Genomic DNA, 12,497 nt, shown 5'->3' on the forward strand with positions numbered 1-12,497 from the left:
CCGTTTGCCTGACACCCTCACGATCCGAGCACTGCTGCCCTCAGACCGCGCCCAATGGGCCGAAATGTGGCGCGATTACCTAGCTTTCTACGAAACTACGGTGCCCGATCAGACCTATGACAACACCTTCGCGCGGTTGCTGGGGGATGATCCCAACGATTTCTCGTGTTTCGTGGCCCAGGCGGATGGCCAGTTGGTGGGGCTGACTCACTACTTGTTTCACCGTCATGCCTGGAAAGAAGAAAGCGTCTGTTACCTGCAGGACCTGTACGCCCGGCCCGAAGCGCGCGGCACAGGTGTCGGTCGGGCTCTGATCCAGGCGGTGTACGACGAGGGTGACCGGCAGGGTGCGCCCTCGGTCTATTGGCTGACGCAGGATTCCAACCACACGGCGCGTAAGCTGTACGACCGCATTGGCAAGCAAACACCCTTCATCCGGTATCAGCGCCCATGATCCGCTGGGCCGCGCTTCTGTTTGGCTTGGCAGTGGCCGGGTGCACCTCGGTTCAGACGCCCGAGCCGCAGACCCGCGTGCGTGTGATCGAAGCGCAGTTGCCTCCGGCCAAGGCGTTCTCGGCCACGCGCCCCGTGGCTCCGGCCCGATCAAACAAGAACATCGCGGCGGATTTCATTTCGTTGCACTTCGCGCTTGAGGGCGGGACCACCCTGCCCGTCTTTACGCGGTTCGAAACACCGATCACCGTGCGCTTGACCGGGACACCTACGCCGTCGATGCAGCGCGATCTGACGCTCCTTTTGGGTCGCCTGCAACGCGAAGCAGGCATCGACATCAAACAGATCCCCGCAGACCAACAGGCCAACATCACGATCCAGGCCGTTAGCCAGGAGCAGATCCAGCGCATCCTGCCGCAAGCTGCCTGTTTCGTGGTGCCCAACGCCTCGAGTTTTGAGGAATACCGAAAGGATCGTCGCAAACGCAAAAGCAGCTGGACCGCGCTGCGCAGTCGCGAACGTCTGGGTATTTTCATCCCCTATGATGCCAGCCCACAGGAAAAGCGCGACTGTCTGCACGAAGAACTGGCACAAGCGCTTGGGCCGCTGAACGACCTCTACCGCTTGCCGGACTCGGTGTTCAACGACGACAATATTCACACCATTCTCACCGGCTTCGACATGCTGATCCTGCGCACGGCTTATGCACCGGAACTGCGCAGCGGCATGACCCGCGAACAAGTGCAGGCCACGCTGCCCACCATTCTCAGCAGGTTGAACCCGCGCGGAGATGCGCTGCCCGCGCAAGAGGTCTCGGCCACGCCGCGCGAATGGATCAACACGGTCCAGAAATCACTGGGTTCAAGATCCAGCGCACGCACCCGAATGAAAGCCGCGCAACGGGCGGCGCAGATCGGGAAAGAACAGGGCTGGCCAGACCACCGCCGCGCCTATCCGCACTATATCCTTGGCCGTATGGCGCAATTCGACGACCCGCAAGAAGCGCTGCAGCAATATCAGATCGCCATGCAGTATCTGCGCGCTACGCCGGGTACGGACATCCATCAGGCCTATGTGACGACGCAAACGGCGGCCTTTGCTCTGGCGCAGGGAAAAGGGCCTGAAATCCTGCCCGAGCTGGACCGAGCAATTGCGGTCATGACACGGGCCGAAAATGCCTCGCAACTGGCGACGCTGTTGCTGTTGAAATCCGAAGCGCTAAATCAGGCCGGACGTCCGAAACAGGCACGTTCCGTCAGGCTGGACAGTCTGGCATGGGCGCGATACGGCTTTGGCTCGGACGTCGTGGTACGGTCGCTGATGCAGGAAGTTGCCGAAGCTCCGACCACCAACAACAGAGGCGGGTAACGCATGGTCGTAGTATTGGGAATGGCAATTCTGGGCGCAATCCTCGGGGCGCTTACCGCACGCAAACGCAATGGCAGCGGCGCGGATATGGCCCAATACGCGGCAGGCTACGGCATCGCCTTTGCGCTTGTTGGTCTCGTTCTGTCGCTCATCCTTGTTCGACTGGTGGTATAAGCGATGTTTCTGCCCTTTTTCGAAAACCTCCGCAAAGCTGGAATTCCTGTCTCACTGCGCGAGTACCTGACCTTTCTGGAGGGGATGAAAAAGGGCCTGGCCACCTATGATGTCGAAGCCTTCTACTACCTCGCCCGCGTGTCGATGGTTAAGGACGAACGCAACATCGACAAGTTCGATCAGGCATTTGCCGCCAGTTTCAAAGGTTTGGAAGAAATCAGTTTCGATCAGGTGCTCGAAGCCGTGGACATCCCCGCTGAGTGGCTGGCCAAGATGGCCGAGAAACACCTGTCTGACGAAGAAAAAGCCGAGATCGAGGCGATGGGCGGCTTTGAAAAACTGATGGAAACGCTGCGCGAGCGGCTCAAGGATCAGGAAGGTCGCCATCAGGGCGGAAACAAATGGATCGGTACGGCCGGGACGTCTCCGTTCGGGGCCTATGGGTACAACCCCGAAGGCGTTCGGATTGGCCAGAAAGAAAGCCGCCACCAACGGGCGGTCAAAGTCTGGGACAAGCGCGAATTCAAGAACTTGGACGACACGGTTGAGCTTGGGACGCGCAACATCAAGGTCGCTTTGAAGCGCCTACGCCGCTGGGCGCGCGAGGGCGCGGCGGATGAGCTTGATCTGGACGGCACCATTCGCGCCACCGCCGAACACGGCTATCTGGATGTCAAAACACGACCAGAGCGTCACAACGCGGTCAAAGTGCTACTATTTCTGGATGTGGGCGGTTCGATGGACCCGCATATCAAGGTCGTTGAAGAACTATTCTCAGCCGCACGCACCGAGTTCAAGCATCTGGAATACTACTATTTCCACAACTGCCTTTATGAAGGCGTCTGGCGCGACAACGTCCGCCGCTGGGATCAGCAGACCCCAACACATGAGGTGCTGCGCACCTATGGGCCCGACTACAAGTGTATCTTCGTCGGCGATGCCTCGATGAGCCCCTACGAAATCGGCTATCCCGGCGGAGCGAATGAGCACTGGAATCAGGAGTCCGGACAAGTCTGGCTGCAGCGCGCGCGCGAACAGTGGACGTCGAACCTGTGGATCAACCCGGTGCCTGAGAAATACTGGGAATACACCCATTCCATCAGCATGATCCGCGAGATTTTCGAGGACCGAATGGTCCCGATGACTCTGGCCGGGTTGGAACAGGGCATGCGCGAACTGACGCGCTAAAGCTTAGATTTGCAGGACTGGCGCCCAGGCAATGCGGAACGAGACCGCTAGGAAAAACAACACACTGCCGGTCAAAACGAAGACATGCCAGATGGTGTTGTGAAACGGAAGCCAGTCCGACAGGTAGAACGCAATTCCAGCAGTATAGACGATGCCACCCGTGATCATCAGCACCACGACGGGTTGCGAAAGGTCAGCCAGCAGCGAATGCCCGGCCCAAACGGCGGCCCAGCCCATCAATACGTATAGTGCCAAACCTATCCAGCGGAACCGATGCGGGTCGATCATCTTCAGCACTGAACCAAGCGTTGCGGAAGACCAAAGCCCGATCAAAAGGCCTGTTGCCGGGGCGCCCGATAACATAATGAACGGCGTATAGGTGCCTGCAATCTTTACGTAAATCCCAGAATGGTCCAGCCGCTGCAGCAGGTATCCCCACCTCTCGGACTCCACCATGTTGTACAGAGCCGAAAAGGACAGCATCAAAAGCAGCGTGAACCCATAAACCGAGGCTCCCAAAACCACCCACGGCTCTGTGCGGTGTTGGGCCGTCAGCGCGATCAGGCAAGGAACGGCGACGATGGCAGCGGCAATCCCGATCACATGCACCACACCATCACTGATGCGCTCAGCGCGGCTGTAGGCCGGACGGATATCGGCGAAAGACCACATAATACAAAGCTATTGCCCGACCCCATCCCCGGCAAGGTTGGAAACCTGTGTGTTTCATACTGTGACGACATAGTGATCGTTGCAGCTGGTCGTTCCTGTGTGAACGACTGATTGAAGATCCGAGCAGTTGCCGGCGATTTTCGACTTACCCTTTTGCAGGACAATTGCCTGTGAAACGGTTGCCTATCCCCCTGCCCGGAACCATATTTGGATCATGCTTCGCCTGACCCCCATTCTGCTGGCAATCGCCTATGCTGTCGTGATGTACCGGATCTCTGTCTGGCGCACTCATCGGGAGTTGGACGAAAAATCCACCGAACTGGCCGACCCTGCCCTGAAGCGGATGACCGACCGTTTGGCGGCGGCGCTCGGGATCGATCGTGTGCCCGTCTATATCTATGAGATCGACCCGGTGAACGGCCTGGCAGCCCCGGATGGGCGGATTTTCATCACGCGGGGCTTTTATCGCAAGTTTCGCAGTGGCGAGGTCTCGGCCGAGGAAATGGCCAGCGTGATCGCCCACGAATTGGGGCATGTGGCGCTGGGGCATGCGCGGCGCAGGATGATCGATTTTTCGGGTCAGAACGCGTTGCGGACAGCATTGATGATGCTGATGAACCGCTTCATTCCTTTCATCGGCGCGTGGATCGCGAATATGCTGACACATCTTTTGGCTTCGCGTCTGTCACGCGGTGATGAGTACGAGGCGGATGAATACGCAGCGGCGCTGTTGACAAAAGCTGGTATCGGGATCGGGCCTCAGAAGTCTCTGTTTCACAAGCTTGAAGACCTGACCGAGCAGCGCGCTGGCGTTGTCCCCGCATGGCTGATGAGCCATCCCAAAACCGACGAACGAATTGCGGCGCTTGAGGCGCTTGAGGAGCGTTGGGGTACGGACGGTTAGGTCTGTGCAGCGGGGGGCCAGCCCCGCCGCCATTGGCGCTCGGACCAATGGCGCTTCCAATGGCGGCTCCCCGAGATATTTTTAGCCAGATGAAGTTGGGTCAGCACTCAGGTGGTGAGGGCTTTGCCGAGCCTTGGGAGGCGGGCTTTTTTCATTAGGGCGCGCAGGGTCCATTGATCGCCTGACAGGCGATTGGCCTCAGCCAACACGCGGTTTGCGGTGTCTGCCATACCTTCGGGGTCGGACTGCCAGAAGCCGTGCAGCAGGCTGTCGGGGTCGCGACGGTCCAGCCCTTCCTCGGCCAGAATGTTCTTGGGAAAGTCCTTGGCATTTACTGTGACGATCATATCAGCAGACGACGAGACCGCTGTTGCCAGAACATGGATATCTGCGCTGTCCGGCAACCAGAGGCGTTGTTCCAGATTTTCGGCTGCTGGCTGCTGTGCTTTCGGCCAGTTGGCTTGTGCCAGTGCGATTTCGGCACGGGCCTGCGCTTCGCCCTCCGGGCATAGTTTGCGCGCGGCACGGGCCCATTCTTCGAGGATGCGCGCGGACCAAATGGGCGTGAAATGGCCCAGCTTGGCAGCGCCCAGCAGCATCTCTCGCATCACCGTGGGGTAGATGACGCATGTGTCTAGAACCGCCTTCACAGCCGGTAGAACACGGCTTTAAGGTATCCGCTTTCTGCCAGTTGCGGCAACTGCGGATGGTCCGGCCCGGCAAACCCGGTATGGATCAGTTGCGCCTGTCGTCCGGCGCGCCCTATCCCGCGCGAAGAAGCATCACGGAATCGACCTAGATCTGCCGCGTGAGAACAGGAGCACAGGCCCAAATAGCCGCCCGGTTTGACCAGCGGCGCGGCGAGACGCGCGATCCGTTCATAGGCGCGCAAGCCCGCGTCCAGCGCTTGTTTTGAGGGCGCAAAGGCTGGCGGGTCGCAGATGACCACGTCGAATTGTGCGCCCTCTGCGCCAAGCTGGGTCAGAACGTCGAACGCATCGCCTTGGCGGGTTTGGAACTTGTCCGCGAAACCCGATGCCTTTGCGCCCTCTGCAGCGAGCGCCAAGGCCGCGGCCGAGCCGTCGACCGACAGCGCTTGCCCTGCACCGCCCGCCAGCATGGCCAGCCCGAAACCGCCCACATGGCTGAAGACGTCCAGCACCTGCGCGTCCGGTTGGACCAGCCGAGCAGCAAAGGCGTGGTTGGGGCGTTGGTCGTAGAACAGACCGGTTTTCTGACCGCCTGTCAGGTCGGCCATGTAGGTTGCACCATTCATCGGCACCGGCAGCGGTGCGTCCGGTACTGTGCCGCGCAGAGTGACATTCTCGTCATCCAGCCCCTCAAGCCCACGGGTCCGGCCTGAGGCGTTTTTTAGCACGGTAGTAACGCCGGTCACAGCGACCAGCGCGTCCGTTAGGGCGTCCAGATATGCCTCGGCCCAGGCGGCGTTGGGCTGGATCACGCAGGCATCACCGAACCGGTCGATGATGACGCCCGGAAAGCCGTCCGCCTCAGCGTGGATCAGGCGGTAGTATGGCGCGTCGAACAGACGCTCGCGCATCTCAAGCGCACGGCGCAGGCGGGTTTCGAACCAAGCCGTATCCAGTTCCGCGTCCAGATCACGGTCCAGCACGCGGCACATGATCTTGGAGTCAGGGTTCACGGCAACCAAAGCGATCGGCGCACGTTTCTCGTCTTCCAGCACCGCCAATGCACCTGCCGGGATTTTGCGGGTCCGCCGGTCGGTGACGATGTCGTTGGCATAAACCCAGGGAAACCCATGGCGCAGGCCGCGCGCATTGGCTTTGGGTTTCAGGCGGATACGGGGGCGTTCGGCAGATTGGGTCATGACGCCCTCATAGTCGCGAACGCCCCGAGGGAAAAGCCCTAGCGATCGCGCGAGCGCCAACCGCCCCGGCGTTTGGGTGCTTTGGCGGATTGCAGCCCTTCAGCCAGTACTTGGGTCATCGGATGATCTGCCTCTTGCTGAGAATAAGCGGCGTGCAAGTCAATCAATGCCTGCGCCTGATCCCGTTCGGGCGGCAGGCTCAGCGCCCAATCCAGAAAGATACTGCGGCACTCGGGCAGAGTGATCCCCTCGATCCGGTAAGCTTCGCGGATCAACCCCTTGTGATCGTTTGGGTCTTTACTCTGCGCCATCGTCTTCCCCCTTGATCACGCTGCCGATGATCTGGGCAGCAGTGTCGTAACTTTCCTGCAACGCGCCCTGCAGTTGTCCGACCTGTTCAAAGCCTGTTGCACGACACAGGAAGGCCGATCCACCCTCGCCGATCTTGTCGGCTTCGATAACCTTCCCGGACAACAGGCGCGCGGCGCATTGCACGGACCAGCATAGGTCATAACACTCCTTAAGAGTTTGTGCCTGCGCGACGTCCAGCAACCCGGCAGCGACGGCACCGGCCAGACCGGAATGCACGTCGCGCTGCGGACCACCAGATAGCAGAGCCCCGGTTTCCGCCATCAATTCGATATCCATCATTCGCCCCGCACCGTTCTTGGCGTCCCAAATCCCGGCCGGAGACTTGGCGGCTGCAAGACGCGCCCGCATCTCAGCAACTTCGCGCAGCACTTTGTGATGGTCCCGTGGCTGAGACAGAAAATCGGCACGGAATGCCTCAATATCAGCGGCCAGACTGGCTTCGCCCGCAACCACGCGGGCCCGCGTCAGGGCAAGATGCTCCCACACCCAGGCCTCGTTTTGCTGATAGTTGGTAAAGCTGGCCCAACTGGTTGCTACGGGCCCCTGATTGCCAGAGGGGCGCAGGCGCATATCGACCTCGTAGAGCCGCCCTTGCGACATGGGTGCGGACAATGCCGTGATCAGCGCCTGCGTGAAGCGCGCGTAGTAAGTGCGCGTGGCCAGAGGGCGCGGTCCGTCCGACATCTCCTGATCCAATGGGTCGTAGATCACGATCATATCCAGATCGGATTGCGAGTTGATCCGCCCGGCTCCAAGTGACCCCATGCCCAGCACAGTGGCCCCGCGCCCGGGCGCAGGACCGTGTTTCAGGGCGAACTGGTCAGACACACGCGGCAGGATGGCGGCAATCACCGCGCTGGCCAGTTCCGCATATTGCTGCCCGGCCTGCTCACCGTTGATCAGGCCGCGCAGGTGGTGGACCCCGATGCGGAAATGCCATTCTTTGCACCAGCGGCGGGCCAGGTCCAACTGGCTTTCGTAGTCGGTTTCCTGCGACAGCGCCTCATCCAGATCCGCCTGCAATGCGGCTTGCCCCGGCCAATCCGAGAAGAAGCTACCGCCGATAACCGCGTCGAAAACCGAGGCATTGCGCGACAGATGCGCGGCCAGAGCATGAGACGTGCCGACGATGTCGATCAGCAGGTCGATCAGATGGGGGTTGGCCTCGAACAAAGAAAACAGCTGCACGCCTGCGGGCAAGCCCGACAGAAAGCCATCCAACGCGCGCAGCGCCTCATCCGGTTGGGCGGTTTTGGCAAGGCGCGACAGCAATTCCGGCTTGAGGCGTTCGAAAATCCGCGCGCCACGCTGCGAGCGCAAAGCGGGGTATGTCGTCCAGCGGGCCATAACCTTCTGGTCGAATTCCACTGCTGGAACCCCCGCCGGAGCCGATGCACCGGGGGCGAAAAAGCCCTCGGTCAGTTCGTGAACTTCTGTCAGGCGGCGGGTCAGGTCGTCGGTCAATTGGGTCGCGTCGATGCCCATCAGGCAGGCGACGCGTTCAATCCCATCTGGCGATTGCGGCACCTTGTGGGTCTGGGCGTCATGAACCATCTGTATGCGGTGCTCGACCTCGCGATGGGCGCGGTAATGATCCGTCAGCTTTTCGGCGACGTCCTCCGGCACCCACCCCTTTTCCGCCAGCGCCGCCAATCCCGGCACCGTGCCACGCACACGCAGATCGGAGTCGCGGCCGCCTGCAATCAATTGACGGGTCTGGGTAAAGAACTCGATCTCACGAATACCGCCCTGCCCCAGTTTCATGTCGTGGCCCGGAATGGTTAGCGCCCCGCCGGTTCCCTTGTTCTCGCGAATACGCAGGCGCATGTCGTGGGCGTCCTGGATGGCCGCGAAATCCAGATGCCGCCGCCAGACAAAGGGGCGCAACGTATCCAGAAAACGCTGCCCGGCGGCCAGATCGCCGGCGCAGGGACGCGCTTTGATATAGGCAGCACGTTCCCAGGTGCGGCCCAGGCTTTCATAGTACCGCTCGGCCGCCTCTGCCGCCATGCACACAGGCGTCACCGCCGGATCAGGACGCAAGCGCAGATCGGTGCGGAACACGTACCCGTCCGCCGTCTTGTCGCTGAGCGTGGCGCAGAAATTGCGTGTCGCCCGCACCATGCCGTGCCGCGCATCGTAAAAATCATCCGGATCAAAGCGCGTCTCATCGAACAAGACAATCAGGTCGATATCCGAGCTGTAGTTCAGCTCATGCGCGCCCATTTTGCCCATGGCCAGGATGATCATCCCGGCGGCCGTCTCGACATCCTCCGGCCCCTTCCCCGGCAGTTTTCCACGCCGGATCAGAGTGGCGATTTCGGCCTTGGCTGCGACATCTGCGGCTAGGGCGCCAAAATCGGTCAGCGCAGCCGTCACCTTTTCCAAAGGCCACGCACCAGCCAGATCAGCAAGCGCGGTCAGCAACGCCATGCGTCGCTTGGCCACCCGCAAGCCTGGCTTCAATTGATCCGCCGGCAACGCTCGGGCGGCCTGCATAACAGCAGCCAACGCATCATCGGGCTGCTGCAGGGCTTCGGCCAACCAATCCTTTTCGCGGTCGATCAGACCTTTCAGATACGGGCTCGACCCGGCTGTTCCGGCAATCAACTCACCTTGCTCGGCGGTTATCCCACCAACTGCAGCACGCGCTTCGTTACCCAAAGATACGTCAAATGCTCGCGGCAGCCGCTGAATGGACAGAGGGCCGCTCATGAACTCTCCACCGGGGTATCCTGACTGAAACTGTTCACCCATACATCATGCCGCCGTTCCCAAAGGGACGAAATCAACATCGCGTCCCAACCCTCGGCACCTGGGCGCTGGTAATCAGCGCGATACGTCAAAAGAACGACGTCCGGGGTCAGCACCCGCAAGCGCGTTTCGCTGAGCTTATAGTCGGACATAGTCGGGGCGTCGGCGAACTGCCCCACATGGTCATCCCGGTTGGCAAACCCGGTCGGGTACACCCCCAGAAAATCCGCACTTAGCAAGGCGCGATCAGCGGCGGCGTTGCCGTCTACAAGTGCTGCCCAAACCTGTTTTTCGAGGCTCAAAATCTCATCAATCGTCGGAGGGGACGTATTTTCAACATGTTGCATAGGCGGAAAGTGCGCCTGTTCCAGAGCAAGGTCAACGCCCCAAAAAACACAAAATGTAAATCATTTTCACATTGACCCCTTGCAACCCCGGTTTCAGCTCCCATCTAGACAATGTGAACGCAATTTACATCTAACCCGGAGAACCCAAATGACCGCATTGTCCGACCACGCCGTCCCTGAAAATCCGGGGTGGCTCTACCGTGCCGAAGCCTGGATGGATGACAAGGGCAAAGGGGCCTGGATCGCCGCCATGGTCCTTGGTTTCATCTTCTTCTGGCCCGTCGGCCTGGCTCTTCTGGCCTATATGATCTGGAGCAAACGCATGTTCAGCAAATCCTGCAGCCGCCGCAAATCCTGGCATAGCCACATGAGCGCGATGAAACCCTCGGGCAACAGCGCCTTTGACGCATACAAGGCCGACACGCTGGCCCGCCTGGAGCGCGAGCAACAGGACTTTGAGGCCTTCCTGCGCCGCCTGCGCGACGCCAAGGACAAGGCCGAGTTCGACCAGTTCATGGATGAACGCGCCCGTGAAAACCATGATGAGCCCGAAAACGGCGAACGCGCCTAAGCCATCCTTGCCCTGTCCCGCATTTCGGGACAGGGTGTCCAAAATTCTCACCCGGAAAGCACCGAATGACCCACCTGCCCGACCCAGACAGACAGCCTGAGTTCTATCAGTCCGTCGCAACCAAACGGTTTATTGCCTGGTTGTTTGACATCGCTTTTATCTCGTTGCTGTGTACAGTCACCATCCTGTTGACCTTTGGTCTGGGCTTTTTTGTCCTGGCCCTGATCTATGCCGTGGTCAGTTTTGTCTATCGCGTTGTGACCATCACAAGCGGTTCGGCCACCTTGGGCATGCGGTTTATGGGGATCGAACTGCGCGACGCATTCGGATCGCGGATGGATTTCGGCAAAGCAGTGGCCCACACGGCGGGATACTTTGTCTCCATGGCCTTCCCCGTCATTCAAGTGATCTCGGTCATCATGATGCTGACCAGCGCACGCGGCCAGGGCCTTACCGACGCGTTCCTTGGAACGGTCATGATCAACCATCGCGCGTAAAAAATTCAACAGCGTGAATCACTTGGCGGTTTCGGGATCGGTTGCTATCATCCGGTCCTAGGAGACACGAGACATTCATGCGACACACGCTGCCAATCGCGCCACAGTTCTATGTGACGGCACCACAGCCTTGCCCTTATCTTGAGGGCCGGATGGAGCGTAAGTTGTTCACTGCCCTTCAGGGGGAAGGTGCGGACCAGCTGAACAACTCGTTGTCACAGCAAGGGTTCCGCCGATCCCAAAACGTTCTCTATCGCCCGTCCTGCTCGGATTGCGCGGCCTGCCTGTCGGCCCGCATCGATGTCTCGGCCTTTCGTCCCAGCAAAAGCCAGAAACGCGCGGCAAAGCGCAATTCTTACCTTCAGCGCCGGGCGAACTCGCCCTGGGCGACGGATGAACAGTACGAACTGTTCCGCCGGTACCTGGACACCCGCCACGCAGACGGCGGTATGGCCGATATGGACGTCTTTGAATTCGCAGCGATGATTGAGGAAACCCCGATCCGCAGCCGTGTCGTGGAATATGCCGACCCCGAGACCGGAAGCCTGATCGGCGTCAGCCTCACGGACGTTCTCGATGATGGGCTCAGCATGGTCTATTCTTTCTACGACCCCCAGCAGCCCCAAAACTCGCTGGGAACGTATATGATCCTCGACCACATCGACATCGCGCGCGAGGCCGGACTGCCCTATGTCTATCTCGGCTACTGGGTGCCGGGCAGCCCGAAGATGGGCTACAAGGCCCGCTTCTCCGGGCTAGAGGCCTACTACCAGGGTGAATGGATCCGGGTGAACAACCCGTCCGATCTGACAGACTCCAGCCACCACCCACTCTCGACCGCCCCCATCGCGGAACAGGTCGCCAGCATTCAACTGCCGGACCGCCACCCCACCAAAGGCTGACATATCATGAACCAGAGCTTGTTTGCCGTCACCCTCGTGGTGCCGGACTACGATGACGCGATCGCGTTTTACACCAAAACGCTCAGCTTCACCCTCCTGCAGGACGTCGACCTTGGCGACGGAAAGCGCTGGGTCCGGGTCGCACCTCCGGGTTCGGGCGACGCCTCGCTTTTGCTGGCCAAAGCCGACGGCCCCGAACAATCTGCTGCCATCGGAAATCAAACCGGCGGCCGCGTGGGTTTCTTTCTGCAAACCGACGACTTCGACCGCGACCACAGCGCGATGACAGCCGCTGGCGTCCATTTCGAAGAAGACCCCCGTCACGAGCCCTATGGCACAGTCGCCGTCTGGCGCGACCCGTTCGGCAATCGCTGGGACCTGATCCAGTTCGCCTGATCCGCACTTCATCTGGCCAAAAAATACCTCGGGGATGAATTGGCCACAGG

The 12,497-nt window shown here is 60.2% G+C and carries 15 protein-coding genes; 9 read left to right on the forward strand and 6 right to left on the reverse strand.

The genetic code is table 11. The features are described 5' to 3' along the window. The first annotated feature begins 4 nt into the window (after positions 1–4). Genes ACR0MV_RS03860 through ACR0MV_RS03875 form a run of 4 tightly spaced genes read left to right on the forward strand, consistent with a single transcriptional unit; the run spans position 5 to position 3,183 of the window. Positions 5–454: an N-acetyltransferase family protein gene (locus tag ACR0MV_RS03860; protein ID WP_480701037.1), complete on the forward strand. Its 450-nt coding sequence runs from the start codon at positions 5–7 to the stop codon at positions 452–454. After that, complete coding sequence (locus ACR0MV_RS03865; protein ID WP_480701038.1) at positions 451–1,821, forward strand: DUF2927 domain-containing protein; 1,371 nt, start codon at positions 451–453, stop codon at positions 1,819–1,821. The genes ACR0MV_RS03860 and ACR0MV_RS03865 overlap by 4 nt, the downstream gene beginning before the upstream one ends. Before the next feature lie 3 nt (positions 1,822–1,824). Next, the gene (locus ACR0MV_RS03870; protein WP_475202600.1) at positions 1,825–1,995 is read left to right on the forward strand and encodes a hypothetical protein; all 171 of its coding nucleotides are present in this window, start codon (positions 1,825–1,827) and stop codon (positions 1,993–1,995) included. 3 nt (positions 1,996–1,998) lie between these two features. Then, on the forward strand, positions 1,999–3,183 hold the full coding sequence (locus ACR0MV_RS03875; RefSeq protein ID WP_480701039.1) for a vWA domain-containing protein: 1,185 nt from the start codon (positions 1,999–2,001) through the stop codon (positions 3,181–3,183). A 3-nt stretch (positions 3,184–3,186) separates the two neighbouring features. Here ACR0MV_RS03875 and trhA read toward each other — a convergent pair whose 3' ends face one another. After that, a complete protein-coding gene (gene trhA / locus ACR0MV_RS03880) occupies positions 3,187–3,855 on the reverse strand; it encodes a PAQR family membrane homeostasis protein TrhA (protein WP_170468475.1) in 669 nt (222 codons plus the stop codon). A gap of 214 nt (positions 3,856–4,069) precedes the next feature. On the opposite strand from trhA, the gene ACR0MV_RS03885 reads away from it, so the two are divergent. Further along, positions 4,070–4,759, forward strand: coding sequence for a M48 family metallopeptidase (locus ACR0MV_RS03885; protein ID WP_480701040.1), 690 nt, complete (start codon positions 4,070–4,072; stop codon positions 4,757–4,759). A gap of 107 nt (positions 4,760–4,866) precedes the next feature. Here ACR0MV_RS03885 and ACR0MV_RS03890 read toward each other — a convergent pair whose 3' ends face one another. From ACR0MV_RS03890 to ACR0MV_RS03910, 5 genes are read right to left on the reverse strand one after another with little or no spacing between them, the layout of a single operon-like run. Then, positions 4,867–5,409 (reverse strand): RSP_2648 family PIN domain-containing protein, encoded by a 543-nt coding sequence (locus tag ACR0MV_RS03890; RefSeq protein ID WP_480701041.1) that lies wholly within the window; start codon positions 5,407–5,409, stop codon positions 4,867–4,869. Further along, positions 5,406–6,608 carry an RSP_2647 family RNA methyltransferase gene (locus tag ACR0MV_RS03895; RefSeq protein ID WP_480701042.1) on the reverse strand — a complete coding sequence of 401 codons (1,203 nt, stop codon included), beginning with the start codon at positions 6,606–6,608 and terminating at the stop codon, positions 5,406–5,408. Before ACR0MV_RS03895 ends, ACR0MV_RS03890 begins: the two co-directional genes overlap by 4 nt. 38 nt (positions 6,609–6,646) lie before the next feature. Further along, complete coding sequence (locus ACR0MV_RS03900) at positions 6,647–6,919, reverse strand: hypothetical protein (protein WP_170468483.1); 273 nt, start codon at positions 6,917–6,919, stop codon at positions 6,647–6,649. Then, positions 6,906–9,695, reverse strand: coding sequence for a bifunctional [glutamine synthetase] adenylyltransferase/[glutamine synthetase]-adenylyl-L-tyrosine phosphorylase (locus ACR0MV_RS03905; protein WP_480701043.1), 2,790 nt, complete (start codon positions 9,693–9,695; stop codon positions 6,906–6,908). The genes ACR0MV_RS03900 and ACR0MV_RS03905 overlap by 14 nt, the downstream gene beginning before the upstream one ends. Continuing rightward, on the reverse strand, positions 9,692–10,081 hold the full coding sequence (locus ACR0MV_RS03910) for a DUF4440 domain-containing protein (protein WP_475202590.1): 390 nt from the start codon (positions 10,079–10,081) through the stop codon (positions 9,692–9,694). Before ACR0MV_RS03910 ends, ACR0MV_RS03905 begins: the two co-directional genes overlap by 4 nt. 148 nt (positions 10,082–10,229) lie before the next feature. On the opposite strand from ACR0MV_RS03910, the gene ACR0MV_RS03915 reads away from it, so the two are divergent. The 4 genes from ACR0MV_RS03915 (at position 10,230) to ACR0MV_RS03930 (ending at position 12,447) form a co-directional block, all read left to right on the forward strand. Beyond that, positions 10,230–10,652, forward strand: a complete 423-nt coding sequence (locus ACR0MV_RS03915) for a DUF2852 domain-containing protein (protein WP_170427844.1) — start codon at positions 10,230–10,232, stop codon at positions 10,650–10,652. A 65-nt stretch (positions 10,653–10,717) separates the two neighbouring features. Beyond that, positions 10,718–11,149, forward strand: a complete 432-nt coding sequence (locus tag ACR0MV_RS03920) for an RDD family protein (protein ID WP_480701044.1) — start codon at positions 10,718–10,720, stop codon at positions 11,147–11,149. 77 nt (positions 11,150–11,226) lie between these two features. Further along, positions 11,227–12,051, forward strand: coding sequence for an arginyltransferase (locus tag ACR0MV_RS03925; protein ID WP_480701045.1), 825 nt, complete (start codon positions 11,227–11,229; stop codon positions 12,049–12,051). 6 nt (positions 12,052–12,057) lie between these two features. Then, positions 12,058–12,447: a VOC family protein gene (locus ACR0MV_RS03930; RefSeq protein WP_480701046.1), complete on the forward strand. Its 390-nt coding sequence runs from the start codon at positions 12,058–12,060 to the stop codon at positions 12,445–12,447. Positions 12,448–12,497 lie beyond the last annotated feature (50 nt).

It is taken from the genome of Ruegeria sp. BC3 (assembly GCF_056539265.1).